At 67.5% G+C, this 24,168-nt stretch carries 23 protein-coding genes and 1 riboswitch; of the genes, 18 read left to right on the top strand and 5 right to left on the bottom strand.

Translation table 11 applies throughout. The features are described 5' to 3' along the window. Positions 1-39: 39 nt before the first annotated feature. Complete coding sequence (locus A6A40_RS05680; RefSeq protein ID WP_063634538.1) at positions 40-1,398, bottom strand: MATE family efflux transporter; 1,359 nt, start codon at positions 1,396-1,398, stop codon at positions 40-42. Positions 1,399-1,671: 273 nt separating this feature from the next. On the opposite strand from A6A40_RS05680, the gene A6A40_RS31075 reads away from it, so the two are divergent. Together A6A40_RS31075 and A6A40_RS05670 are read left to right on the top strand one after the other, a co-directional pair. Beyond that, positions 1,672-1,857, top strand: a complete 186-nt coding sequence (locus A6A40_RS31075; protein ID WP_063634537.1) for an entericidin A/B family lipoprotein — start codon at positions 1,672-1,674, stop codon at positions 1,855-1,857. Between the two features lie 40 nt (positions 1,858-1,897). Continuing rightward, the gene (locus tag A6A40_RS05670) at positions 1,898-2,086 is read left to right on the top strand and encodes a hypothetical protein (protein WP_063634536.1); all 189 of its coding nucleotides are present in this window, start codon (positions 1,898-1,900) and stop codon (positions 2,084-2,086) included. A gap of 27 nt (positions 2,087-2,113) precedes the next feature. Here A6A40_RS05670 and A6A40_RS05665 read toward each other — a convergent pair whose 3' ends face one another. After that, positions 2,114-2,920: an alpha/beta hydrolase gene (locus tag A6A40_RS05665; protein WP_063634535.1), complete on the bottom strand. Its 807-nt coding sequence runs from the start codon at positions 2,918-2,920 to the stop codon at positions 2,114-2,116. 182 nt (positions 2,921-3,102) lie between these two features. On the opposite strand from A6A40_RS05665, the gene A6A40_RS05660 reads away from it, so the two are divergent. Genes A6A40_RS05660 through A6A40_RS05645 form a run of 4 tightly spaced genes read left to right on the top strand, consistent with a single transcriptional unit; the run spans position 3,103 to position 6,185 of the window. After that, on the top strand, positions 3,103-3,564 hold the full coding sequence (locus A6A40_RS05660; RefSeq protein WP_063634534.1) for a cupin domain-containing protein: 462 nt from the start codon (positions 3,103-3,105) through the stop codon (positions 3,562-3,564). An 11-nt stretch (positions 3,565-3,575) separates the two neighbouring features. After that, positions 3,576-4,100, top strand: a complete 525-nt coding sequence (gene cobU / locus A6A40_RS05655) for a bifunctional adenosylcobinamide kinase/adenosylcobinamide-phosphate guanylyltransferase (RefSeq protein WP_063634533.1) — start codon at positions 3,576-3,578, stop codon at positions 4,098-4,100. Then, positions 4,097-4,720, top strand: a complete 624-nt coding sequence (cobO, locus tag A6A40_RS05650; RefSeq protein ID WP_063634532.1) for a cob(I)yrinic acid a,c-diamide adenosyltransferase — start codon at positions 4,097-4,099, stop codon at positions 4,718-4,720. Before cobU ends, cobO begins: the two co-directional genes overlap by 4 nt. A gap of 4 nt (positions 4,721-4,724) precedes the next feature. Continuing rightward, positions 4,725-6,185, top strand: a complete 1,461-nt coding sequence (locus A6A40_RS05645) for a cobyric acid synthase (protein WP_063634531.1) — start codon at positions 4,725-4,727, stop codon at positions 6,183-6,185. A gap of 161 nt (positions 6,186-6,346) precedes the next feature. On the opposite strand, the gene ispH is transcribed toward A6A40_RS05645, so the two are convergent. Continuing rightward, a complete protein-coding gene (ispH, locus tag A6A40_RS05640) occupies positions 6,347-7,324 on the bottom strand; it encodes a 4-hydroxy-3-methylbut-2-enyl diphosphate reductase (RefSeq protein ID WP_063634530.1) in 978 nt (325 codons plus the stop codon). A gap of 213 nt (positions 7,325-7,537) precedes the next feature. On the opposite strand from ispH, the gene A6A40_RS05635 reads away from it, so the two are divergent. The 5 genes from A6A40_RS05635 to gcvPB all read left to right on the top strand — a co-directional run bounded on the left by A6A40_RS05635 (position 7,538) and on the right by gcvPB (position 13,000). Beyond that, a complete protein-coding gene (locus tag A6A40_RS05635) occupies positions 7,538-8,074 on the top strand; it encodes a lipoprotein (RefSeq protein WP_063634529.1) in 537 nt (178 codons plus the stop codon). Positions 8,075-8,263: 189 nt separating this feature from the next. Further along, positions 8,264-8,379: riboswitch (glycine riboswitch) on the top strand. A gap of 169 nt (positions 8,380-8,548) precedes the next feature. Continuing rightward, positions 8,549-9,661, top strand: a complete 1,113-nt coding sequence (gcvT, locus tag A6A40_RS05630; protein ID WP_063634528.1) for a glycine cleavage system aminomethyltransferase GcvT — start codon at positions 8,549-8,551, stop codon at positions 9,659-9,661. Positions 9,662-9,712: 51 nt separating this feature from the next. Then, positions 9,713-10,087, top strand: coding sequence for a glycine cleavage system protein GcvH (gene gcvH / locus A6A40_RS05625; protein ID WP_063634527.1), 375 nt, complete (start codon positions 9,713-9,715; stop codon positions 10,085-10,087). Between the two features lies 1 nt (position 10,088). Further along, positions 10,089-11,432 carry an aminomethyl-transferring glycine dehydrogenase subunit GcvPA gene (gcvPA, locus tag A6A40_RS05620; RefSeq protein ID WP_063634526.1) on the top strand — a complete coding sequence of 448 codons (1,344 nt, stop codon included), beginning with the start codon at positions 10,089-10,091 and terminating at the stop codon, positions 11,430-11,432. Beyond that, positions 11,429-13,000, top strand: a complete 1,572-nt coding sequence (gene gcvPB / locus A6A40_RS05615) for an aminomethyl-transferring glycine dehydrogenase subunit GcvPB (RefSeq protein WP_082860735.1) — start codon at positions 11,429-11,431, stop codon at positions 12,998-13,000. The genes gcvPA and gcvPB overlap by 4 nt, the downstream gene beginning before the upstream one ends. A gap of 51 nt (positions 13,001-13,051) precedes the next feature. Here the strand turns inward: gcvPB and A6A40_RS05610 are convergent, their stop codons facing one another. Next, positions 13,052-13,267, bottom strand: a complete 216-nt coding sequence (locus A6A40_RS05610; RefSeq protein WP_063634525.1) for a hypothetical protein — start codon at positions 13,265-13,267, stop codon at positions 13,052-13,054. A gap of 187 nt (positions 13,268-13,454) precedes the next feature. Between A6A40_RS05610 and A6A40_RS05605 the strand changes: the two genes are divergently transcribed. The 6 genes from A6A40_RS05605 (at position 13,455) to A6A40_RS05575 (ending at position 22,272) form a co-directional block, all read left to right on the top strand. After that, on the top strand, positions 13,455-16,100 hold the full coding sequence (locus A6A40_RS05605; RefSeq protein ID WP_063634524.1) for a glycosyltransferase: 2,646 nt from the start codon (positions 13,455-13,457) through the stop codon (positions 16,098-16,100). Between the two features lie 197 nt (positions 16,101-16,297). Beyond that, a complete protein-coding gene (locus A6A40_RS05600; protein ID WP_063634523.1) occupies positions 16,298-17,380 on the top strand; it encodes a phosphotransferase family protein in 1,083 nt (360 codons plus the stop codon). Continuing rightward, positions 17,380-17,766: a DUF6285 domain-containing protein gene (locus A6A40_RS05595; RefSeq protein ID WP_063634522.1), complete on the top strand. Its 387-nt coding sequence runs from the start codon at positions 17,380-17,382 to the stop codon at positions 17,764-17,766. The genes A6A40_RS05600 and A6A40_RS05595 overlap by 1 nt, the downstream gene beginning before the upstream one ends. A 455-nt stretch (positions 17,767-18,221) precedes the next feature. Beyond that, on the top strand, positions 18,222-20,363 hold the full coding sequence (uvrB, locus tag A6A40_RS05585; RefSeq protein ID WP_063634520.1) for an excinuclease ABC subunit UvrB: 2,142 nt from the start codon (positions 18,222-18,224) through the stop codon (positions 20,361-20,363). Positions 20,364-20,477: 114 nt separating this feature from the next. Beyond that, positions 20,478-21,377 carry a lytic transglycosylase domain-containing protein gene (locus tag A6A40_RS05580; protein ID WP_063634519.1) on the top strand — a complete coding sequence of 300 codons (900 nt, stop codon included), beginning with the start codon at positions 20,478-20,480 and terminating at the stop codon, positions 21,375-21,377. Between the two features lie 37 nt (positions 21,378-21,414). Further along, the gene (locus A6A40_RS05575) at positions 21,415-22,272 is read left to right on the top strand and encodes an alpha/beta fold hydrolase (protein WP_063634518.1); all 858 of its coding nucleotides are present in this window, start codon (positions 21,415-21,417) and stop codon (positions 22,270-22,272) included. Between the two features lie 27 nt (positions 22,273-22,299). On the opposite strand, the gene A6A40_RS05570 is transcribed toward A6A40_RS05575, so the two are convergent. After that, complete coding sequence (locus A6A40_RS05570; protein WP_236783741.1) at positions 22,300-23,403, bottom strand: alpha/beta hydrolase; 1,104 nt, start codon at positions 23,401-23,403, stop codon at positions 22,300-22,302. A 257-nt stretch (positions 23,404-23,660) separates the two neighbouring features. On the opposite strand from A6A40_RS05570, the gene A6A40_RS05565 reads away from it, so the two are divergent. After that, positions 23,661-24,149 (top strand): hypothetical protein, encoded by a 489-nt coding sequence (locus A6A40_RS05565; RefSeq protein ID WP_063634516.1) that lies wholly within the window; start codon positions 23,661-23,663, stop codon positions 24,147-24,149. Positions 24,150-24,168 lie beyond the last annotated feature (19 nt).

Here is a 24,168-nt window from a genome sequence, read left to right as displayed (position 1 = left end):
TCGCAATTGCACACAATGATTCGGGGCCGAATGGCCTGCTCAGCGCCGGCTGAGAAGCGCGAATCGCACCGACAGGATCGTCACCGAAACCAGGCTGGCGATCAGGATTCCCTCGAACAGCCCATGGGCGCCGTGGCCGAGACCGAAAACGAGGAAGGCCGATACCGGAATCATCACCACCGCGTAGGAGAAGAAATGCAGCGCGGTCGGGACCCAGGCGTCGTGCCGGCCGCGCAGCGCGTTCGCCATCACCGTCTGGCCACCGTCGGCAATCAGGATCCAGGCGGCGAAGGCGATCAGCGGCACCACCGCCTCCAGCAGCTCGGGGTCGTTGGTGTAGATGGCGCCCAGGGCCTCGGGCATGCTGCGGTAGAGGATGCCGACGCCGGCCAGGATGGCGCTGGTGACGCCAAGCCCGGTCCAGCCGGCCAGCGCCATGTCGCTGCGGTCGCCGCGGCCGTAGGCGACGCCCACCCGCACCGCCGTCGCCGACGCCAGCCCGACCGCCGCCATGAAGGGCAGGGCGGTCAGGTTCAGGCCCACCGTATAGGCGCCCAGCGCCAGCGGGGAGATCATCCCGGCGAACAGGCCGAGACCGCCGAAGGCGCCGCTCTCCACCCCGATGCTGAGACCGGCGGCATAGCCGAGATGGCGCTGGCGGGCGGCGCCGCTCCACCAGTCGGCCACCGGCAGGCGGACCTGCCAGCGGTGATGGTCGCGCATCCACCAGACATAGGCGACCAGCCCCAGTCCCATGCCCCAGCGCACGATGGTTGTGGCCCAGGCCGAGCCGACGGCGCCCAGCGGCTCCAGCCCGACATGGCCCCAGACGAGCGCCCAGGCGAGTGCGGCGTTCACGATGTTGCCGATCACCATCGCGACCATGCCTGGCAGCGGCCGCTTGACGCCCTCCAGGAAGAAGCCGGTGGTGATGTACAGCATCATGCCGGGTGCGCCGAGGCCAAGCACCGCCAGCACATGGGCGCCGCCCGCCGCCATGTCCGGCGTCTGGCCGCCCGCCTGGAACAGCGGATCGCCCAGCAGCGAGACCAGCGCGAACAGCACCCCCAGCAGCAGCGCATAGGGAACGGACCGACGCCACGCCCGCCCGCACTCGGCATCGTTGCCGGCGCCGAAGGCGTGGGCGGTGATCATGACCGTGCCCATCAACAGGCCGACGCCGGTGCCGACCATGATGTTGCCCGGCAGATGGGCCAGCCCGTAATAGGCCAGTTCCTGCGCCGAGTAGCGGCCGACGATCGCCGTGTCGACCGCCATCATCACCATCAGCCCGGCGCGGGAGACGATCACCGGCGCCGCCAGCCGCAGCAGCTCGCCGATGTGGGCGGCGAGGCGCGCGCGCAACGGCTCGGGCGTGGGCAGGGTGGCGGTGCTCATGACGGGACCTGTATCGGACTTGGGGGATGCGGCCTTGGCCGCGCCGCCGGACCGTACTGGCTGGCTGGAAAGCGGGCAGGCTGCGCAAAAGCTGGTCATCTTGCCCGGTGGGCGTACCGCGTCAAGGCTTTCGGACGCATCGAAAGGACCGTTGCATTCCCTGCATGGCGGGAGGGGCGCCAGCGGAACCAAGCCGCCGCCGCTCCGTTGTCAGAAACAGAGACGAACGACGCCCGGACAGCCACTCAGCCCCCCTCACACCGGAGAGACGCCATGCACCACGCCAAGAACCGCCGGCAGCGCGCCACTGCCCGCGCCATCCCGTTCCCTGCGCGTGAACTGGTGATCCTGACCTTCCTGATGGCGCTGACGGCCCTGCTGACCGGCTGCAACACGGTGGAGGGCGCCGGGCAGGACGTGCAGGCCGGCGGCCGGGCGATTGAACGGACAGTCGATTGAGGCGTTGCCCCACAGCGATCCCTGACCCAGGAGGTTCCGCATGAGCGATCCGCAGAAGCCGTCCACCCCCGGCGAGAGTCCGCCGCCCTCCAACCCGAACCCGCCGCAGCCCGGCCGGCCGACGACGCCGGACCCCTATCCGGTGCCCGACAATCCCGATGTCCTGCCGGAAATCCCGCCGCCGGCCGACGAGCCGATGCCGGGCATGCCGAATCCGACGACGGCGTGACGGGAGCGAGGGGGGCACATGCTCCCCTCACCCCACCTGCGCCATCGCCTCCGCCGAGACCCACTGCTCGACCCGCTCGGCGACCGCCTGCCAGTCCTGTTCCAGCATCATCGCGTGCCCCATCCCCGGCATGAAGACCGGCTGGGTGTTCAGCGCCATCGCGGTGGCGATCACTTCCGCGCGCGGGAAAAGCAGATCCTCCTCCGCGCCCATCACCATCACAGGCATGTCGCGCGGCGGCAGCACGGGGAAGGGGATCCAGCCGCCGATGTCCAGCAGCACCCGGCGCGATTCCTCCTGCAGAAACGCCTCGTATCTCGCGGCCTCATCGCGCGGCATCTTGTCGGAGAACATGGCGCGACGGATCGCGTCCGGGTCGATGGCCTTCTCGCCGAAGGTCGTCAGCATCGCCATCTGCTGGAACACATAAGGCGACCTCCAGGCCAGCCCCATCGTGGAGGACCACAGACCGTAGGGCGGGGCCGACGCCATCAGCACGCCGCCGGCAAAGCGGCGCTTGGACAGCGCGCGCTGCACCACCATGCCGCCCATGGAATGACCGATCAGCACCGGCGGCGCCGACAGGCCGTCCGCCGCCTGCAGGACGTCATCCACATAATCGGCGATGCCGAACTCATGCAACCGGTCGCGCCCCTCGCTGTTGCCATGGCCGCGGAGCGAGACGGCATGCGCTTCCCACCCGCGCGAGGCGAACCAGGGCAGGAACTTGGCATCCCAGATCCAGGCGCCGCTGAAGGCACCATGGACGAACAGGAGCGGCGGCGCTTTCGGCGTACCGGCGGGACGGCGGCTGATGATTTCCAGGTTGGACATCGGATCGCGGTTCCTGATTTTGCGTTGCAACAAGCATGGCGGGCCGGAGGGTGCCTGTCCAGCCGCGGCCCCCTCAACCCTGATCCGCACCCCCCATCTGTTGTCAGGGGACTTGCACGGTTTGACGGCGCCGGTTCGGTTTGCGACAGTCCAACCCCGCAACGCCAATCCGGAGACCGCCCGTGCCGAAACCGCCGGTCATTGATCCAACCGCCCTGACCGCCCAAACCGGCGCCACCGACTATCCGCAGCCCTTCCGGGCGCAGGTGGCCGGGCGGCACCGGGTTGCACTGGGCGATCCGCTGGGGCTGACCAATTTCGGCGTCAATTTGACCCGGCTGGCTCCCGGTGCCTCCTCCGCCCTGCGCCACTGGCACAGCCGCCAGGACGAATTCGTCTATGTGGTGGACGGCGAACTGACCCTGGTCACCGATGCGGGCGAGACCTTGCTGACCGCCGGCATGTGCGCCGGATTTCCCCATGGCGTCGCCGACGGCCACCACCTGATCAACCGCAGCAGCCGGCCGGCCAGCTACCTGGAGGTCGGCGACCGCAGCGACGGCGACGAGGCCAGCTATTCCGACGAGGACATGGTGTGGCGCGACGGCGCCTATCGCCACCGCGACGGGACGCCCTGGGAATGACAGCCGGGGAAATGAGTGCGGACCTGACCCTGGTTCTCGGTGGCGCCCGCTCCGGCAAGAGCCGCTATGCCGAGGGGCTGGTGACTGCATTGGGCGGTCCGCGCGTCTACATCGCCACCTCGCAAGTGTGGGACGCGGAGATGGCGGAGCGGGTGGCAAAGCATCGCGACGACCGCGGCCCCGACTGGACCACGGTGGAGGAGCCGCGCGACCTGACCGGCGCGCTCCGCAGCCACGCCGCCGCCGGCACCGGCGTGCTGGTCGATTGCCTGACCCTGTGGCTGACCAACCTGTTGATGGCCGAGGCCGATATCGCGGCGGAGACCGCGGCGCTGGTGGAGCTTCTGCCGACGCTGCCGGGCCGGGTGGTCCTGGTCTCCAACGAGGTCGGGCTCGGCATCGTCCCCGACAATGCGCTGGCGCGCCGCTTCCGTGACCATGCCGGCCGCCTGCACCAATCCATTGCGGCCGTGGCGCCGCGCGTCGTGCTGACCGTCGCCGGTCTGCCGATGTTCGTGAAGGGAACCCCCGCATGACCGACACCGCGGCCGATGCCGACGAGCTGAACCGCCGCCATGCCGAGAAGATGAAGCGGCGCAAGGCGTTGCAGGAACGGGCGCTCGCCTCCAAGACGGTGGAGAAGGGCCTGCTGATGGTCCACACCGGCAAGGGCAAGGGCAAGTCGACCGCCGCCTTCGGCCTGATGATGCGCGCCGCCGGCCATGGCATGCGGGTGGGCATGGTGCAGTTCGTCAAGGGCGCCTGGTCCACCGGCGAGACGGTGGCGCTGGAGCGCTTCGAGGATCTGGTCGATTTCCACACGATGGGCGAGGGCTTCACCTGGGACACCCAGGACCGCGCCCGCGACATCGCCGCCGCCGAGGCCGCCTGGGCCAAGGCCAAGGAGCTGATGGCCGACCCGCGCTATCGCCTGATCGTGCTGGACGAGCTGAACATCGTGCTGCGGATGGAGTATCTGCCGCTGGACGAGGTGCTGGCGACGCTGGCCGCCCGCCGGCCGGACCTGCATGTCTGCATCACCGGCCGCAATGCCAAGCCGGAACTGATCGCCGCCGCCGACCTCGTCACCGAGATGACGCTGGTCAAGCATCCGTTCGAGGCCGGGGTGAAGGCCCAGGCCGGCATCGAGTTCTAAAGCGATGCCATCGCGCGCGATCATGCTGCAGGGAACCGGCTCCGACGTCGGCAAGTCGCTGCTGGTGGCGGGTTTGTGCCGGGCGCTGGTGCGGCGCGGACTGACCGTCCGGCCGTTCAAGCCGCAGAACATGTCCAACAACGCCGCGGTCACGGCCGACGGCGGCGAAATCGGTCGCGCCCAGGCGCTGCAGGCGCGCGCCTGCGGCGTGGTGCCCAGCGTCCACATGAACCCGGTGCTGCTGAAGCCGCAGTCGGATGTCGGCAGCCAGATCGTGGTGCGGGGCGTGGTGGTCGGCACCGCGCGGGCCGCCGACTATCAGGCGCGCAAGCGCGAACTGCTGGGCACCGTCCTGGACAGCTTCGAGCGGCTGCGCGCCGAGGCCGATATCGTGGTGGTGGAAGGCGCCGGCAGCCCGGCGGAGGTCAATCTGCGGGCCGGCGACATCGCCAACATGGGCTTCGCCACCGCCGCCGACGTGCCGGTCCTGCTGGTCGGCGACATCGACCGCGGCGGCGTGATCGCCAGTCTGGTCGGCACCCACGCCCTTCTACCGAAATCTGAGCAGGAGCGTATCAAGGGCTTTATCATCAATAAGTTCCGCGGTGATGTTCGCCTGTTCGATGAAGGGCTGCGGATCATCGAAAGCCACACCGGCTGGCGTGGATTCGGCGTGGTGCCCTGGCTGAAGGAGGCGGCGACCCTGCCGGCGGAGGATGCGGTCGCGCTCGACCGGCCGAGGGAGGCCGGCGACGGGGCGCTGCGCATCGCCGTGCCGATGCTGTCGCGGATCGCCAACTTCGACGATTTCGACCCGTTGGCGCAGGAGCCCGGCGTCGCGCTGACCATGGTGCGTCCGGGCCAGCCGCTGCCGGGCGATGCCGATCTGGTGATCCTGCCTGGCACCAAGGCGACGATTGCCGACCTTGCCTTCCTGCGGGCGCAGGGCTGGGACATCGACCTGCTGGCCCATTGCCGGCGCGGCGGGCGGGTGCTGGGGATCTGCGGCGGCTATCAGATGCTGGGGCGGCGCATCGCCGATCCCGACGGCATCGAGGGACCGGCGGGGGAGGCGGCAGGGCTTGGGCTGCTGGATGTCGAGACGGTGCTGAAGGGTCCCAAGGTGCTGGAGGAAGCCCATGGCCGGGAGCGCCGCACCGGCGCCGCGGTGGCGGGCTACGAGATGCACATGGGGCGCACCGACGGACCGGACCGGGCAAGGCCGATGCTGGAGCTTCAGGATGGGGTGACGGATGGCGCGGAGTCGGCGGACGGACGGATCGCAGGCTGCTACCTGCACGGGCTGTTCGGCGCCGACGGCTTCCGCGCCGCCTATCTGCGTGGAATGGGCGGCGGGTCGGAGTTGGCCTATGGGGTGGCCGTGGAGCGTGCGCTGGATGCGGTCGCGGATCGCCTGGAGTGCGTGGTGGATGTGGAGGGGCTGCTGGCGGTGGCGGAGGGGTGAGGTATCGGTGCTGATGCCCCCTCCCTAACCCTCCCCCGCCTTTGGCGGGAGAGGGAACTCCGCCGCATTTTTGTAAACGTCACCTGTCAAGCATCCTACCCCCTCCACCGCCGTAGGCGGGGGAGGGATGGGGAGGGGGCAAAAGCTGCCGTCAGCTTCTCTCAAACCGTTTCCCGCTCCACCGATAACGCGCGCGGCAGCTTGAACACGATGTTCTCGGTCGCGGTGCGCAGTTCCTCCACCGTCACGTCGAACCGCGCGCGTGCCGCCTCGATCACTTCCTCCACCAGGACTTCCGGGGCCGACGCGCCGGCGGTGATGCCGAGCCGGGAGACACCGGCCAGTGCGCTCCAGTCGATATCGGCGGCGCGCTGGACCAGATGGGCTGTCGGGCAGCCATGGGTCTTCGCCACCTCAACCAGCCGCTTGGAGTTGGACGAGTTCGGCGCCCCCAGCACCAGCAGCGCCTCCACCTTCGGCGCGATGGCCTTCACCGCCGCCTGACGGTTGGTGGTGGCGTAGCAGATATCCTCCTTCTTCGGCCCGGCGATGGCGGGGTAACGGGCCTGCAGGGCTGCCAGAATCTCCGTCGTCTCGTCGACCGACAGGGTGGTCTGGGTGGCGTAGGCGAGGTTGTCCGGATCGCTCACCTCAAGTGTCGCGACGTCGGCCACCGTCTCCACCAGCACGACCGCCCCCTCCGGCAACTGCCCCATGGTGCCGATCACCTCCGGATGCCCGGCGTGACCGATCAGCACGATCTGGCGGCCTTCCTCGAAATGGCGTTCGGCCTCGCGGTGGACCTTGCTGACCAGCGGGCAGGTGGCGTCGAGATAGAACAGGCCGCGCGCCTCCGCCGCCTGCGGCACCGATTTCGGCACGCCATGGGCGGAAAACACCACGGGGCGGCCATCCGGCACCTCGGTCAGTTCATCGACGAAGATGGCGCCCTTGGCTTCCAGGTTCTCGACCACGAATCGGTTGTGGACGATCTCGTGCCGGACATAGACGGGCGCCCCGAAGCGGTCGAGCGCCGTCTCGACGATCTGGATCGCCCGGTCGACACCGGCGCAGAAACCGCGCGGTGCGGCCAGCAGGATCGTCAAGGGCTGGAGGGCCGGGGAATGGGTGGTGGTCATATGCGCTGTTCCGCCCTTGCATGGAAGACGTGCCCTAAGGTGGCCCTGTGCCGAACCGTCGCAAGGGATAGAACCGCCGCGCGGTCTTGTGCCGGTCAAGCTGGGACACTAAAGTCGCGATCCAACAGCCCGTTAACCGATCAGGCCGAACCGATGGACCGCCGCGACCGTAAACTAGGAACCCCCGCCCGGAAAAGCCCGCTGGCGTCCCTGATGCGTAAGAGCCGCCCTGCGCTGCTTGCCGCCGGGGCCGTCGCGGTGCTGTCCGGCTGTTCCGGCATGGGATCGAACAACCCGGCGGACGCGGCGCTGGCCTGCCCGAAGGTCAATATCGTCCGCGACCTGCAGGAGGTGACGGTCTTCCGCCCCGGCGGGAAGGATCTGACCGATCTGGAGTCGCGCGCCGCCCTGACCGACTACACCGGCAACTGCGAATACACCAGCGCCGGCGTCACGGTGAACGTGAACGTCTTCCTGGTCGCCGAGCGCGGCCCGGCTCTTCAGGGCAACACCGCCAAGTACCAGTATTTCGTTGCCATCGCCAAGCCGGACGAAACGCTGGTGTCGAAGGCCTATTTCGACACCGACGTGACCTTCGTTCCCGGCCAGCCGCGCGCCGGCACCAGGGAAGAGCTGGCCCCGAAGATTCCACTGCCCAAGGATGGCAACGCCAAGGACTGGAAGATCTATCTCGGCTTCCAGTTGACGCCGGAACAGCTGAACTTCAACCGGACGCAGGTTAAGAAGTAAGGCGGATCGTTTCTGCGCTTTGTCGACCGTCAATCCCGCGAAGGCGGGAATCCAGCCGCATCAAATGCTTGGCTGCATGGTCTGGATCCCCGCCTTCGCGGGGATGACGGCCGATGAGAGGACAGAGCGGACCCGATCCGTCGATTGACAAACCTGTCTATTCGCGACACTGTGCCGCCATCACGCCGATGATCCCTCGCGGGAGAGATCGCTTGTGAGCTTGTCGTAAATCGACAGGTCCGCAGGCGGCGCCGAAGGAGCAACCGCCCCCGGAAACTCTCAGGCAAAAGGACCGCAAGGGGATAAGGCAACTCTGGAAAGCAGCCTCGGCGCCCAGTCGCCGCGACTCACCGAAGGAGTAAACCGGGTGCCCGGCTCGACCGGGCGGCGGTGAATCTCTCAGGTCCAAGACAGAGGGGGCAGCTTCCTGCGCCGATCCCGGCGTGGGCGCTAGAACCCTGTCGGAGGACCCGCGTGACCGAGGCCGCAACCGCTCTCAAGACCACCCCGCTGCACGCGCTCCATGTCGAGCTTGGCGCCCGCATGGTCCCCTTCGCCGGCTATGACATGCCGGTGCAGTATCCCCTCGGCATTCTCAAGGAACACCAGCACACCCGCGAGAAGGCCGGGCTGTTCGACGTGTCCCACATGGGGCAGGTCCGCCTGACCGGCGCCGATCCTGCCGCCGCCTTGGAAACGCTGGTTCCCGGCGACATCAAGGGGCTGGCCCAGGGCCGCATGCGCTACACGCTGTTCCTGAACGAACAGGGCGGCATCCTCGACGACCTGATGGTGACCAATGCCGGCGACCATCTGTTCCTGGTGGTGAATGCCGCCTGCAAGGAGCAGGACGTCGCCCATCTGCGCGAGAAGCTGGCCGGCAAGGCCGAGGTGGAACTGCTGGACGATCTGGCGCTGATGGCGCTCCAGGGTCCGATGGCGGCCGAGGTGATGGCCCGTTTCGTCCCGGAAGCCGCCACCATGAAGTTCATGAGCTACCTGTCCGCCAGCTTCAAGGGCGTGCCGGTGATCCTGACCCGGTCCGGCTACACCGGCGAGGACGGCTACGAGATTTCCTGCGACAAGGCCGATGCCGAGATGATCGCCCGCGCCCTGCTGGCCGAATCGGAGGTCGAGGCGATCGGGCTCGGCGCCCGCGACTCGCTGCGGCTGGAGGCCGGGCTTTGCCTCTACGGCCATGACATCGACACCGCCACGACGCCGGTGGACGGCGCGCTGGAATGGACGCTGCCGAAGCGCCGCCGCGCCGAGGGCGGTTTCCCCGGCTATGACATCATCCACCGGCAGCTGACCGAGGGCGCGTCTCGCCGCCGTGTCGGCATCCAGCCGGAAGGCCGCCAGCCGGCCCGCGAGCACACCGAAATCCAGGATGCCGACGGCAACCGCATCGGCGAGATCACCAGCGGCGGCTTCGGCCCGACCGCCGGGGCGCCGGTGGCCATGGGCTATGTCGACATCGCGCATTCGGCGGTGGGCACGCCGCTGACGCTGGTGGTGCGCGGCAAGCCGCTGCCCGCCCGCGTCGCCGCCACGCCCTTCGTGCCGCAACGCTATTACCGGGGCTGACGCTCCGGTTCTTCCAACCGCAAGCAACGTTTCGAACAGGGAACCCTTCAGATGACCAAGAAATACACCAAGGACCACGAGTGGGTTCAGGTCGACGGCGACGTCGCCACCGTCGGCGTCTCCGATTTCGCCCAGAGCCAGCTGGGCGATGTGGTGTTCGTCGAGCTTCCCGAGGCCGGCCGCGTGCTGGAGCAGGGCAAGGAAGCCGCCGTCGTCGAATCGGTGAAGGCGGCCAGCGACGTCTACGCTCCGGTCTCCGGCACCGTCATCGAGGCCAATCAGGCCCTGGTGGACGATCCGTCGATGGTCAACAGCGCCGCCGAGGGTGAGGGCTGGTTCTTCAAGATCCAGTTGAAGGACGCCTCCGAACTCGATGGTCTGATGGACGAATCGGCCTACAAGGCCTTCGTGGAGGAATCCCACTAACATGCGTTACCTGCCCCTGACCGAGGCCGACCGGCAGTCCATGCTGGAGGCCGTCCGCGCAACATCGGTCGAAGACCTGTTCCGCGATGTTCCAAAGGCGGCCCGTCTGGCCGGCCCGATCGGGGGCTTGCCCAACCATATGGGCGAGCTTGAGGTCGAACGGCTGCTCGGCTCCCTGGCGGCGAAGAACATCCCGGCGGGGTCGGTGCCGAGCTTCCTCGGCGCCGGTGCCTACCGCCACCATGTGCCGGCGACCGTCGATCATCTGGTCCAGCGCGGCGAGTTCCTCACCGCCTACACGCCGTACCAGCCGGAGGTGAGCCAGGGCACGCTGCAGGTCCTGTTCGAATTCCAGACCCAGGTCGCGCTGCTGACCGGCATGGATGTGGCCAACGCCTCGATGTATGACGGCGCCACCTCCTGCGCCGAGGCCGTCATGATGGCCAACCGCGTCACCCGGCGGAAGAAGGCCATCCTGTCCGGCGGCCTGCACCCGCATTACCGCGACGTGACCACCACCGACGCCCGCTTCATCGGGTTCGAGGCTGTCGCTTTGCCAGCCGCCCCGACCGGCGGCGAGGATCTGCTGGCGCTGGTCGACGACAAGACGTCCTGCGTCGTCGTTCAGAACCCCGACGTTTTCGGCCATGTCCGCGACTACACCGACCTTGCCGCCGCCTGCCAGGCCAAGGGCGCCCTGCTGATCGTGGTGGTGACGGAAGCGCTGTCGCTCGGCCTGCTGACGCCGCCGGGCGACATGGGTGCCGACATTGTGGCGGCGGAAGGCCAGTCCTTCGGCAACGCGCTGAACTTCGGCGGTCCCTATGTCGGGCTGTTCGCGGTGAAGGACAAATATGTCCGCCAGATGCCGGGCCGCCTGTGCGGCGAGACGGTGGATGCCGATGGCCGCCGCGGCTTCGTGCTGACGCTCTCCACCCGCGAGCAGCACATCCGCCGCGAGAAGGCGACCTCGAACATCTGCACCAACTCCGGCCTGTGCGCGCTGGCCTTCTCGATCCATGTCAGCCTGCTGGGCGAGGCGGGGATCACGCAGTTGGCCCAGCTGAACCATGCCAAGGCGGTCCAGATGGCCGACAAGCTGGCGGCGGTACCGGGTGTCGAGCTGCTGAACGACGGCTTCTTCAACGAATTCACCGTCAAGCTGCCGAAGCCGGCCGCCGCGGTGGTCGAGGAGCTTGCCAAGCGCCGCATCCTGGGCGGCGTGCCGGTGTCGCGCCTCTATCCGGGCGAGATGGAAGACCTTCTCCTGGTCGCCGTCACCGAGACCAACACCGACGCCGACATGGACGCCTTCGCCGCCGCTCTGAGTGAGGTTCTGGCATGAGCATGAACAACCAGGGCCGTCCGTCGGCCATTCCGGCCGGTGCCGCCTCGTTCGACGGCGTGACCGGTACCGTCACCGGCAACCGCGGTCTCCAGATCGAAGAGCCGCTGATCTTCGAACAGGACAGTGCCGGCCGCACCGGCGTCGATCTGCCCGATGTGCCGAAGGTCGCCTCGCGCCTGGGTGCGGTGAAGCCGCGCGCCAGGGTCGGGCTGCCCGGCCTCGCCGAGCCGCAGGTGGTCCGCCACTACACCCGCCTGTCGCAGAAGAACTACGCCATCGACAGCGGCTTCTATCCGCTCGGCTCCTGCACGATGAAGCACAACCCGCGCCTGAACGAGAAGATGGCGCGGCTTCCGGGCTTCTCCGACGTGCATCCGCTGCAGCCGGTCAGCACGGTGCAGGGTGCGCTGGAACTGATGGACCAGCTGGCCCATTGGTTGAAGACGCTGACCGGCATGGCCGCGGTGACGTTGGCGCCCGCCGCCGGTGCCCATGGCGAGATGTGCGGCATCATGGCGATCCGCGCCGCGCATGAGGCCAAGGGCGACAGCGGCCGCACCAAGATCCTGGTGCCGGAAAGCGCCCACGGCACCAACCCGGCGACCGCAGCCGCCTGCGGCTACAGCGTCGATGCCATCCCGGCGACCGCCGATGGCCGCGTCGATCTGGACGCGCTGAAGGCCAAGCTCGGCCCCGACGTGGCCGGGCTGATGCTGACCAATCCCAACACCTGCGGCCTGTTCGAGCGCGATATCATCGAGATCGCCGAGGCGGTGCATGCGGCCGGCGGCTATTTCTACTGCGACGGCGCCAACTTCAACGCCATCGTCGGGCGGGTCCGTCCGGCCGATCTCGGCATCGACGTCATGCACATCAACCTGCACAAGACCTTCTCCACCCCGCATGGCGGCGGCGGTCCGGGGTCGGGGCCGGTGGTGTTCGCGGAGTCGCTGGCGCCCTACATCCCGGTGCCCTACGTCACCCACGGCAAGGACGGCTTCGCGCTGGTCGAGAACGCCGGCGAAGGCCCGGCCTTCGGCCGCATGAAGGCCTTCCACGGCCAGATGGGCATGTTCGTCCGCGCGCTGTCCTATATGCTGAGCCACGGCGCCGACGGGCTGTGGCAGGCCTCCGGCGACGCGGTGCTGAACGCCAACTATGTCATGGCGCGGCTGGAGGACGTGTTGACGGCTTCCTTCGAAGGACCGTGCATGCACGAGTGCCTGTTCGACGACCGTTTCCTGAAGGGAACGGGTGTCACCACGCTCGACATGGCGAAGGCGCTGATCGACGAGGGTTTCCACCCGATGACCATGTATTTCCCGCTGGTCGTCCACGGCGCCCTGCTGATCGAGCCGACCGAGACGGAGAGCAAGGCCAGCCTCGACCAGTTCGTCGATGCGTTGCGGGCACTGGCCGAGCGCGCCAAGTCGGGCGATGTCGCCTACTTCCAGGCCGCTCCGCGCCTGACGCCGCGGCGTCGCCTGGACGAAACTGCGGCGGCCCGCAAACCGGTCCTGCGCTGGACGCCGCCGGTCGCGGCGGAGGCTCTGGCGGCGGAGTAAGGACCACCCCCAAACTCCCTCTCCCGCGTGGGGAGAGGGAGTTCTTTTCAATCACTTGTTGGTCTTGCCGGCATAGTTGTCGGCCTTCTTCTGATCCTCGGCAGCCTCGCGGGCCATTTCCTCGCCGATCTTCGGATCGATGCTCTTGGCTTCCTCGATCAGGTCGCGCGCCTTACGGGCATCGCCGTCGGCGGCCTTGTCCAGGGCCTGCTCGGCCAGATCATGGGCCTTCTTGTGCTCCGGGCTGTCTTCGTGGCGCGTGGCCATGGGGCTTCTCCTGCTGTTCTGGAGTCTCGAACCGGACGTTGTCCAACAGAGAGCACCTGCCGGGGTTCCGTTCTCTGCACCGCACAAAAAATTTTCGGAAGTGACGGAATAGGGAAGTCGGTCTGTCCGTTTGTGCGGATGTCCGGTGGCGAACGGCCACCCTGCAACAGGGCAACGCGAACTCCCCATGAGCAACCCGAAGAACTCGATCCGGCGCGCAGCCATCGCCGCCGCACTGCTGGCCGTGACCGCCGGCCACGCGTCCTTCTGGTCCTGGCGCAACGCGCCGACGCCGGTGGAGGCGGAGCCCGGCCGTATCGAATCGGTGTCCTACTCGCCTTCGGGCCGCAGCTACGATCCCAACCACCAGCCGGTGGTGCCGCGCCAGGAGATCGAGAAGGACATGAGCGCCATCGCCGGCTTCGCGAATGGCGTCCGTACCTATTCCACGCTGGGTTCCCAGGGCGAGGTGCCGGAGATTGCGATCTCCAAGGGCCTGGACGTGACGCTCGGCATCTGGCTGAGCGAGGACAAGTCCCGGAACGAGCGCGAGATCCTGCACGGCATCGCGCTGGCCAAGGAATTCCGCGGCATCAAGCGCATCATCGTCGGCAACGAGACGCTGCTGCGCGCCGAACTGACCGACGCCGAACTGGCCGCCTACATCAAGCGCGTGCGCGCCGCCGTTCCCGCCACCATCAAGGTCGGCACCGCAGACGTCTGGTCGGAGATGATCAAGGCCGACGCCACGGTGAAGGCTTCCGATTTCATGGGCGTCCACGTCCTGCCCTACTGGGAAGGCGTGCCGGTCGACAATGCGCTGACCTGGATCCGCGACCGCCTCGACACCGTGCGCAAGTCCCATCCGGGCAAGCCCTTGTTCGTGGGCGAGGTCGGCTGGCCGTCGGGCGGCGAGAACTTTCACGACGCCTATCCGACACCGGAGGCCCAGGCCGCCGTCGTCCGCGGCTTCGCGGCGGAGGCCAACGCGCTCGGCCTGCACTACAACGTCGTCGAAGCCTTCGACGGCATCTGGAAGTCGACCATCGAAGGCTCGCCCGGCCCGACCTGGGGCGTGCTGGATGCCGACCGTCAGCCGAAATGGTCGATGACCGGAGCGGTTGCCGCCCCCTACGGTGAACGGGTCGGTGCGGGCGTGGCGCTGGCCGTCGGCCTCGCTTTGTCGGCCTTCGCGGTGTTCCGCCGCCGGACCAATGCCGGCTTCGCGCTGGCCGCCTCGCTGGGCGCCAACATCATCGGTTTCGCCATCGGGTCCGCGGTCGCCGGCGCCTTCGCCGAATATCTCACCTTCGGTGCGGTCACCACCTGGGGTTCCGCCTTCGCGTTGGGCGCCCTGATGATGAGCGTCGCCTTCGCCGATCTGGTCGACGTCGCCCGCCGGCTGCTGACCGGCCGCGCCCCGGCCCTGCTGCCGCATGCCGTGCCCAGCACCGAGCACAAGCCGATGGTCTCCATCCATGTCGCCGCCTGCCGTGAGCAGCCGGATGTGCTGAACGCCACGCTGGCCTCGCTGTCGCGGCTCGACTACCCGAACTACGAGGTCGTCGTCCTGATCAACAACACCGAGGAGGAGCGTCTTGTCCACCCGGTGGAGGAGATGTGCCGGGCGCTGGGGCCGAAGTTCAAGTTCCATTGGTACAAGAAGATCTCCGGCTTCAAGGCCGGCGCGCTGAACGCCGCGCTGCGCCACACCGACCCGGCCGCCGAGATCGTCGCCGTGCTGGATGCCGACTACACCGTGTCGTCCGACTGGCTGTCGAAGCTGGCCCCGACCTTCGCCGATCCGTCGGTCGGCATCGTCCAGGCCCCGCAGGAGCACCGCGACGGCCACGAGACGGCACTGAAGGCAGCCATGACCGCCGAGTACCGTCCCTTCTTCGACGTCGGCATGCAGGAGGGCGTGTCGTCCCAGGCCTTCATCTGCCACGGCACGATGATCATGCTGCGCCGGTCGGCGATGGATCGGGTGGGCGGCTGGTCTGAGGCCGGCATCTGCGAGGACACCGAACTCGGTCTGCGCATCCTGTCGGCAGGCTACCGCGCCGCCTACACCGACGAGCGTCTCGGCGCCGGTCTGGCCCCGGACAACTTCATGCAGTTCCGCAAGCAGCGCGACCGCTGGGTGTTCGGCTCCACCCAGATCGTCCGCGCCCACTGGAAGAAGTTCCTGCCGGGTGCGGCCGAACTGAACGCGCGGCAGAAGCTCGGCTACGTCACCAACTGGATCCGCTGGTGGTCCGACGCCGTCGGCCTGTTCGCTGCTGTCGCCGCCGTGGTCTGGACCTTCGCCTCGCTGGTTCTGCCGCTGCATCTGCCGCCGGTTGCCGCAACCGCCGCCGTCCTCGGTGCCCTGGTCCTGCGTGCCGCCTCCAGCCTGCTGGCCTCGCGTTATGCTTCCGGGAACAGCTGGAAAGAAAGCCTGGGTGCCTGCGCCGTCGGCATGGCGCTGTCCACCACCGTGGCGCTGGCCGTCGTCCGTGGCCTGTTCCGCAAACAGGACGCCTTCCGGGTGACCGCCAAGGGCGGCAAGCGCACCGCCGGCCGTTTCTGCGCCAAGCCCGAAGCCTGGCTGTCCGCCGCCCTGGTCGCCGCCTCGGCCACCGCCGCTCTGGTCAACCCGCTGGGCACCCTGTCGCTGGAGCTGTGGTCGATGCTGCTCGCCGCCATGGCTGTGCCGAACCTGATGGCCGTCGCCTTCGGCATCGGTGACATGCTGCCGGTCCGCGAGACCAGGACTGCGCCGGTTCCCGCCACCCAGCAGGCCGCTCCGGCCGGCCAGGATCAGGGAGCGAATCGTCCGGTCGCTGCGTAAGCCATCTCCACCTTAAGCAAAAATCGGCCCCTTTCCCGCCTGCCCGGCGGGGGAGGGGTCAAGTTTTTCGGGGGTGGAACCGCTTTTCTTACCAAGGTGAAACTTGTCGGCAACAGTGCTTCGTGCGTACCATCGACCGCTTGACCGACAAGACCGCGCGAGCCAACGCGCCCGCCAATCTTCGGAGGGAGAAGGCCATGCATGTCGTTACCGCGTCCGACCGGTGCCCGCCTCTGCTGCTGTCCGATGACAACCGTATCCGCCTGGAAAGCTGGCTGGCCGCGCAGGCCGGCGCATCCCGCATCACGCTGACGGAAGATGGACGGCTCGGCGGTGGTGCGATCTCCCTGAACCTCGCGGTGACGCTGGAGATCGACGGCGGGCCGTTGGCCGGGCGCCATTCCTGCGTGCTACGGTCCGAAGCCGGCGGGCGCATTTCCGCCAGCATCGGCAAGCTGCGGGAGTTCGTGGTGCTGCGCGCCGCCTTCGCCGCCGGGGTGAAGGCGCCGGAACCGCTGTTCGCCTGCGACGACCCCGCGGTGTTGGGTCACGACTTCTACATCATGCGGCGGGCCGAAGGGCTCGGCGCCGGCCATGCGGTGACCCGTTCGGAAGCGGCACAGCCCGAACTGGCGCGCGAGCTTGGCCGGCAGCTTGGCCTGCTGCACCGGATCACCCCCGAGACCGAAGGGCTGGAGCGGCTGGGCGAAGCGCCCGACTGTCCGGCGCAGGAAGTGCTGGCGCAGTTCCGCCGCTGGTTCGGCGATCTGGGGCGCCGCGATCCGGTGATCGCCTGGGGGCTGCGCTGGATGGAGGTCAATGCGCCGCTGCCGGGGGCGGTGGTGCTGTGCCACCGCGACTTCCGCACCGGCAATTATCTGGTCAAGGACGGCGCGTTGACCGCGATCCTGGATTGGGAGTTCGCCGGCTTCAGCGACCCGATGGAGGATCTCGGCTGGTTCTGCTCCCGCTCCTGGCGGTTCCGGCGGCCCGACCGCGAGGCTGGCGGCATCGCCGACCGGGCGGACTTCTACGCCGGCTATGAGGAAACCTCCGGCCGTCGCGTCGATCCGGCGCGTGTCGCCTATTGGGAGACGGCGGCCTATCTGCGCTGGGCGGCGATTGCGGTGGAGCAGGGGCTGCGCCACAGCTCCGGCAGCGCCCCCTCGATCGAGTTGGCATTGACCGGGCGGATGCTGCCGGAGATCGAGATGGACATGCTGCGCCATCTCCACTCTATCGGCGGAACGGCGTCTGGCGTCGTGGAGAGGGTGGCCTGATGCGCGCCAATCCCGACGCCCGTGGCCTGCTGCAGATCGCCGCCACCACCTTTCGGGCGGACGTGCTTCCGCATGTCGCCCCCGAAGCCCGCTACGCCGCCCTGATGGTCGCCAATGCCCTGGAGATTGCCGAGCGCGAGTTGAAGGGGCTGGATGCCGCCGGCCATTCGATGCTGGGCGCGCTCGCCCTGCTCTATGGCGAAGACGCCGACGATGCGCTGTCCGGCGACGACCTGCGGAAACGGGTGGAGGCACTGCAGCACCGCCTGTGCATCGAGATCGCCGCCGGGGACTTCGATCGCGACGGCCAGCAGGTGCTGATGGACTCGCTGGAGGCCATCGTCCAGGCGCGGCTGGGAATCTCCAACCCGAAGGCACTGAGCTAAGCGGCGGCACTCCCTCCCCCTAGATCGGATCGACCTTCTGTCGGCCGAGAGCGGGGGAGGTCAGGAGGGGGATAGTCAGCTGCTCTGTGCCGTCGCCGGGATGATGCCCTGGAACCATGGCTGTTCTAAGATTTTCGTCCTGGACTTATCGACCAAACGGAGGCGTGATAGGAAGGAATGGCTGTTTTCTATCATGGAGGCTCGCTGTATGTCCTGTCGTTGCTGGTCTGCGAAGGGCATCTCCCTGCTCTGCATGGTCGCCGGATGAAACAGTGAACAGTGCCGCGAAACCTGTTTCATCCGGTTTCAAACGTTCCATTCATCCTCCTGCCGGTGCCCGTCCGATCCGCTATCGGTCAGTACCCCTCTTCAGCGGAGGGCTCGACAGACGGGAGGGTGGCGGCCATATAATCGGTTCCCGTTCCGTACCCTTCCTCTGATCGGATCGCCGCCCCATGGCAAGTCCCGTCCTGTCCGCCATTCCCGCCAGGCCCCTTGCGAAGCTGGAAGCCGGAAAGCAGTTCGTCATCTCATCGGATTTCGCGCCTGCGGGCGACCAGCCGAACGCGATCGAGGAGTTGACCGCCGGACTGCGGCAGGGCGAGAAGGATCAGGTTCTTCTCGGCGTCACCGGATCGGGCAAGACCTTCACCATGGCGCACGTCATCCAGACGGTGCAGCGCCCGACGCTGATCCTGGCGCCCAACAAGACTCTGGCAGCGCAGCTGTATGGCGAGATGAAGTCCTTCTTCCCGAACAACGCGGTGGAATACTTCGTCTCCTACTACGACTATTACCAGCCGGAAGCCTACGTCCCGCGCACCGACACCTATATCGAGAAGGAATCCTCGATCAACGAGCAGATCGACCGCATGCGCCACTCGGCGACACGGGCCCTGCTGGAACGGGACGACGTCATCATCGTCGCATCGGTGTCCTGCATCTACGGTATCGGCTCGGTCGAGACTTACTCGGAGATGACGGTCGACCTGCGCAAGGGCGAGGTGATCGCCCAGCCGGAGCTGCTGCGCAAGCTGACCGAGCTGCAATACAAGCGCAACGACGCCGCCTTCGGCCGCGGCCTGTTCCGCGTGCGCGGCGACACGGTTGAGCTGTTCCCGGCCCACATGGAAGACCGCGCGTGGCGCATCTCGCTGTTCGGCGACGAGATCGAGGCCATCCACGAGATCGACCCGCTGACCGGCGAGAAGCTGGCGGCGCTGGAGGCCGTGCGCGTCTATCCGAACAGCCACTATGTGACGCCGAAGCCGACGCTGAACCAGGCGATCAACCAGATCAAGAAGGACCTGAAGGACCGGCTGGAGGAGTTCGCCGCCGAGGGCAAGCTGCTGGAGGCGCAGCGGCTGGAACAGCGTACCACCTTCGACATCGAGATGATGGCGGCGACCGGCTCCTGCGCCGGCATCGAGAACTATTCCCGCTACCTGACCGGCCGCGCAGCGGGCGATCCGCCGCCGACCCTGTTCGAGTATCTGCCGGGCGATGCGCTGCTGATCGTCGACGAGAGCCACGTCATGGTGCCGCAGATCGGCGGCATGTACCGTGGCGACCTTGTGCGGAAATCGACGCTGTCCGATTACGGCTTCCGCTTGCCCAGCGCCAAGGACAACCGCCCGCTCAAGTTCGAGGAATGGGAGGGCATGCGACCGCAGACGGTCTTCGTCTCCGCCACCCCCGGCCCGTGGGAACTGGAGCGCACCGGCGGCGTCTTCACCGAGCAGCTGGTCCGCCCGACCGGCCTGATCGACCCACCGGTGATCGTCCGCCCGACCGAGACCCAGGTCGATGACCTGATCGGCGAATGCAAAGAGGTGGTCGCCAAAGGCTATCGCGTGCTGGTCACCACCCTGACCAAGAAGATGGCGGAGGCGCTGACCGAGTACATGCATGAGGCGGGCTTGCGCGTCCGCTACATCCACTCCGACGTGGAGACGCTGGAGCGCATCGAGATCATCCGCGACCTTCGGCTCGGCGCCTATGATGTGCTGGTCGGTATCAACCTGCTGCGCGAGGGGCTGGACATCCCGGAATGCGCCCTGGTGGCGATCCTGGACGCCGACAAGGAGGGCTATCTGCGCTCCAAGACCTCGCTGATCCAGACCATCGGCCGCGCGGCGCGCAACGTCGATGGGCGTGCGATCCTCTATGCCGATAAAATCACCGACAGCATGAAATACGCCATCGACGAGACTGCCCGTCGCCGTGAGAAGCAGATGGCCTACAATCTGGAGCATGGGATCACGCCGGAATCGGTCAAGAAAGCGATTGGCGACATTCTGGAAAGCGTGTTCGAGCGTGGCGACCATGTGACGGTGAAGACCGGCTTGAATTCCAACGAGCTGGTCGGGCACAACCTCAAGAGCGTCATCGCCGATCTCGAAAAGCGGATGCGCGCCGCCGCTGCCGACCTGGAATTCGAGGAGGCGGCCCGCCTGCGCGACGAACTGCGCCGGCTGGAGGCGATGGACCTCGGACTGGAAACCCCCGGCAGCATCGGCATCAGCAGCGCCCGCCAAGGCCGTGGCATCCCCGAAGGCGCTCCGAAGAAGCAGGGCCGGCGCCGGCGCGGCCCCTGACCTGAACAATGCCGACCCGAACAGGGAGTCTCGGGCTGCCCTTGTTCCGAACAGGTTGCATCACCATACTCCCGCTTCCCGTATGATGACGCGGGTTCGCAGGAGGGTCGAGGTTTGCCGTTTCGTCATGTCGTGATGGTGCCGCTGGTGGCACTGGCGCTGTCGGGCGCCGGGTTGGCATCGGTTCCCATCGCTGTCGCGGCGGATGCCAGATCCTCCAGCAAGCCGGCGTCCGTCGCTGAACTCCCCCCACCGTCGCCCAAGATGAAGTCCGGCGATTGCGAGTTGGCGGAGCAGGGCGACGCCGATGCCGCTTTCCGGCTGGCCCGCCGTTACCTGTTCGGCAAGGGTGTGCGCAAGGATCGGCGGATCGGCACCGCCTGGCTGCGCGCAGCGGCGTCACGCGGGCACCCGGAAGCGCGTCGGCTGGTCAATTATGTTCCCGGCCGCATGGGACGTATCCGCCCCTGGTGCCGTCCCGGTGCCGGCCCCGTGCGCGAGGTCGGACCGCCGCCGGCGGAGGTCGTGTCGCTGGTCAATGCCATCGCTCCGAAATACGGCGTCGACCCGGCGCTGGTGCTTGCGGTAATCCAGGCCGAGAGCGCCTTCCGGACCGATGCGGTATCGCCGAAGGACGCAGCCGGGCTGATGCAACTGATCCCGGACACCGCCGACCGGTTCGGCGTCGGAAACGTCTTCGATCCCAGGGAGAACATCACCGGAGGGGTGAAGTACCTGCGCTGGCTGCTGGCCTATTTCCAGGGCGACGTGACGCTGGCGCTGGCCGGCTACAATGCCGGCGAAGGGGCTGTGGACCGTTACAAGGGCGTTCCGCCCTACGAGGAGACGCGGAACTATGTCCGCATCATCCGTCGGAATTATGACGCCGCCCGTCATCCCTTCGACCGTTCGGTAACGACGCCGTCATCCGCACTCCCGTCCATCCGCGATGCGTCCGCCGGCAGTGACGAGGCAGAGTTGCCACGGAACGCCAAATCGCCGAAAAAGGGATGAGCCCTTCACCGCTGAACAGGAGTGCCCGCCCGTGCCGATGTCCGAACGCAGCATCCTCGGCCTCAGCGCCGCCGGCTTCCACAAGGTCGCCTATACCCAGTGGGGGCGCGACGATGCCGCGCGGACAGCGATCTGCGTCCACGGGCTGACCCGCAACGGCCGCGATTTCGACCGGCTGGCATTGGCGTTGGCGGACCGCTGGCGGGTCGCCTGTCCGGACATTGTCGGGCGCGGGCGCAGCGACTGGCTGCCGGTGCCGGCGCTCTACGGCTATCCGCAATACTGCTCAGACATGGTGGCGCTGATCGCCCGCATGGGGGTGGAGACGGTCGACTGGATCGGCACTTCAATGGGTGGACTGATCGGCATGACACTGGCGGCCCAGGCCAACAGCCCGATCCGCCGCATGGTCATCAACGATGTCGGCCCCTTTATCGCCCAGGCCGGCCTGCAGCGCATCGCCGACTATGTCGGCAAGGACCCGGTGTTCGAGGATCTGCCGGCGCTCGAATCCTATCTGCGCTTCGTCCTGATGGGGTTCGGCACGATCGGCGACGAATGCTGGCGCCACATGGCGGAGCACAGCGCCCGCCCGCTGCCTGACGGCAGGTTCCGTCTCGCCTACGATCCCGGTATCGGTGATGCCTTCAAGGCCGCGCCGGTCGGCGATGTCGATCTGTGGGCGCTGTGGGACCGCGTGCGCTGCCCGGTCCTGGTTTTGCGCGGTGCGGACTCGGACCTGCTGAGCGCGGAGACGGCGGAACGGATGGCGGAGCGTGGCCCAGGGGCGTCCGGTCTGGTGAATGTGGTGGAAATCCCCAACACCGGCCACGCCCCGTCGCTGATGACGGACGACCAGATCGCGATCGTCCGCAATTTTCTGGCCCAGGACTGAGCATTCAGGACACCAGGAAGGGCGGCCTCAGTTCACCCGGCGAAGCACCGTATCCAACCGGCCTCGGCCATCCCTGTCCAGCCAGGTGGCCGAAATCCGTCCATCCGGCCGCAGGCGATAGCGCAGCATGTTCCGGCCCTTTTCATCGAAGACCAGTTCGCCGTTCTCGATCCGGCCCTTGCGGCGCACCCGCTCGAAAGGCTGGTCGGCTTCCATGCCGGCACCCAGCAGATAGTCGGCATGGACGACATCGCCTTCGGCCTTTTCGACCGAGAGAGCGACCTCGCGGCCATTGATGTAGCTGCCATACCACATGCCCATGAAGGGGCGCAGGGCAGCAGTGGTATCGACATCGCCTTTGGCTGAGCCCGAGGCATTGGCCGGCAATGCCGCCTGCAGGAGTTCGGCGCTCGGGCTGCGGCCCCAGGATTCATCGCAGGGCGGATCGTTCGCGGCCGGCGGCGCCTCGGCAAAGCGGGCGATGCAGGCACCGAAACGGCGGACGAACAAGCCGGTGTTGGCGGCGCCATGCCCCGGAAGCAGCGACGGCTGGTCGATGATCAGGCTGCTCAAGCCGCGCTGAGCCAGGATACTGCGCGCCGGCTCGGCCCGTCCGCCGGGATCGAAATCGTCGCCATGGAAAAAGAACATCATGACTCTGGCCCGGCGGACCTCGCGCAGGATCGGCCAGAGTTGGGCGGCATTCTCGCGGTAGCTGTCATAGGCTTCGGTGAAGTTTCCGAAAGCGGCCGGCGCGGTGGCAATGACGGAATCGACGGCGTTGGTCTGTCCGGCGGCAATCAGCGAGATGAAGGCGCCGAAAGACTGCCCGGTGAGCGCGACGCGTCGGTACCCCCTGGTCTTCAGCATGTCGGAATAGCCGGCAAGCGCACGGGCACTGTTCGGAAGAGTGTCGCTGACCCGCATGCGGTCGAGCCGGTAGACGTCCCAACCGGCGTCACGCAGCGTCTTCATGTAAAGCGGGGTAGGGGCCTCCGAGTCCTCCGAATCCACCGAACGGCCATGGCTCCACACCACCGCACCGCGTGCCCTGGCCGGTCCGGACAGCGACGCCTCGCCATAGGCTGGCTTCAGAACGATCTGGGCCGCCGCCGGGCGGACCTCGGTCACGCCCCCCGCAATGCCCAATCCAACCGTTGCGATCAGTCCGAGAACAGCCCCCCGAAGCGTCCGCATCATCCCCACCGATCCCCCGTGCTGCGAGTCGGTCCAGGATTGGTCCCGGTGGTTAACGCGTCCTTTCCGGCATTCCGTACACCCACCGGAAGCCACATTTTGTCACAGTCACCCCATGCAACTAAGAATGACTCGCATTATTTCGCGTGTGGCGCTAGGATGCGCGTGCAACCGAATGAAGGAGCATCGGCATGTGCGGGACGGTGGAAGAGGGGCGGCCGTCGCCCTGGACGGTGACGGACCTGACGACGGCCGAGCGGGCACTGTTGACCGGCGTGCGGCAGTGGTTCCGCGCTGGAACTGCCGGCGCGATGGCGTCGATGCGCATCGGTCTTAACGTGGCCGGTGTCCCGAACACGGCCTTGCTGCCGCTGTTTGCGCTGCTCGGCACCTTTGCCGTGTCTGGCGTCCGCAAGCCAGAGATCCGCTGCCCGGCCTGCAGCCGCATCAGTGCGGACGAGGCGGCATTGCTGGACTCCCTGGCCGCGGTGCAGAACGGCGACGCGGAGGTTGCAGCACAATATCTCGACCGCTGGCTTCCGCTGGTCGCGCTGTGCATGGCTACCGACGCCATGCGCGAACTGGGCGGCATTCTTGACGGCGCCCGCATCTATCTGCCGCGGCGGCGCTCAGCACGCCTGGTACCGCTACCCCCAGGTGCAGCGCTGGCGGCGGAATAGTGCGGCACTTCCTGGCTTC

Origin of the sequence: Azospirillum humicireducens (genome assembly GCF_001639105.2) — a bacterium.
Taxonomy (GTDB): domain Bacteria; phylum Pseudomonadota; class Alphaproteobacteria; order Azospirillales; family Azospirillaceae; genus Azospirillum; species Azospirillum humicireducens.
The sequence above is the reverse complement of the archived record's forward strand: the minus strand, read 5'-3'. Positions and strand labels throughout refer to the sequence as shown.

What these genes read in the sequence shown, in the direction of transcription:
- A6A40_RS05680 (WP_063634538.1), bottom strand. Translation starts at nt 1,398, where the DNA reads ATGAGCACCGCCACCCTGCCCACGCCCGAGCCGTTGCGCGCGCGCCTC.
- A6A40_RS31075 (WP_063634537.1), top strand. Translation starts at nt 1,672, where the DNA reads ATGCACCACGCCAAGAACCGCCGGCAGCGCGCCACTGCCCGCGCCATC.
- A6A40_RS05670 (WP_063634536.1), top strand. Translation starts at nt 1,898, where the DNA reads ATGAGCGATCCGCAGAAGCCGTCCACCCCCGGCGAGAGTCCGCCGCCC.
- A6A40_RS05665 (WP_063634535.1), bottom strand. Translation starts at nt 2,920, where the DNA reads ATGTCCAACCTGGAAATCATCAGCCGCCGTCCCGCCGGTACGCCGAAA.
- cobU (WP_063634533.1), top strand. Translation starts at nt 3,576, where the DNA reads ATGAGTGCGGACCTGACCCTGGTTCTCGGTGGCGCCCGCTCCGGCAAG.
- cobO (WP_063634532.1), top strand. Translation starts at nt 4,097, where the DNA reads ATGACCGACACCGCGGCCGATGCCGACGAGCTGAACCGCCGCCATGCC.
- A6A40_RS05645 (WP_063634531.1), top strand. Translation starts at nt 4,725, where the DNA reads ATGCCATCGCGCGCGATCATGCTGCAGGGAACCGGCTCCGACGTCGGC.
- ispH (WP_063634530.1), bottom strand. Translation starts at nt 7,324, where the DNA reads ATGACCACCACCCATTCCCCGGCCCTCCAGCCCTTGACGATCCTGCTG.
- A6A40_RS05635 (WP_063634529.1), top strand. Translation starts at nt 7,538, where the DNA reads ATGCGTAAGAGCCGCCCTGCGCTGCTTGCCGCCGGGGCCGTCGCGGTG.
- gcvH (WP_063634527.1), top strand. Translation starts at nt 9,713, where the DNA reads ATGACCAAGAAATACACCAAGGACCACGAGTGGGTTCAGGTCGACGGC.
- gcvPA (WP_063634526.1), top strand. Translation starts at nt 10,089, where the DNA reads ATGCGTTACCTGCCCCTGACCGAGGCCGACCGGCAGTCCATGCTGGAG.
- gcvPB (WP_082860735.1), top strand. Translation starts at nt 11,429, where the DNA reads ATGAGCATGAACAACCAGGGCCGTCCGTCGGCCATTCCGGCCGGTGCC.
- A6A40_RS05610 (WP_063634525.1), bottom strand. Translation starts at nt 13,267, where the DNA reads ATGGCCACGCGCCACGAAGACAGCCCGGAGCACAAGAAGGCCCATGAT.
- A6A40_RS05605 (WP_063634524.1), top strand. Translation starts at nt 13,455, where the DNA reads ATGAGCAACCCGAAGAACTCGATCCGGCGCGCAGCCATCGCCGCCGCA.
- A6A40_RS05600 (WP_063634523.1), top strand. Translation starts at nt 16,298, where the DNA reads ATGCATGTCGTTACCGCGTCCGACCGGTGCCCGCCTCTGCTGCTGTCC.
- A6A40_RS05595 (WP_063634522.1), top strand. Translation starts at nt 17,380, where the DNA reads ATGCGCGCCAATCCCGACGCCCGTGGCCTGCTGCAGATCGCCGCCACC.
- uvrB (WP_063634520.1), top strand. Translation starts at nt 18,222, where the DNA reads ATGGCAAGTCCCGTCCTGTCCGCCATTCCCGCCAGGCCCCTTGCGAAG.
- A6A40_RS05575 (WP_063634518.1), top strand. Translation starts at nt 21,415, where the DNA reads ATGTCCGAACGCAGCATCCTCGGCCTCAGCGCCGCCGGCTTCCACAAG.
- A6A40_RS05565 (WP_063634516.1), top strand. Translation starts at nt 23,661, where the DNA reads ATGTGCGGGACGGTGGAAGAGGGGCGGCCGTCGCCCTGGACGGTGACG.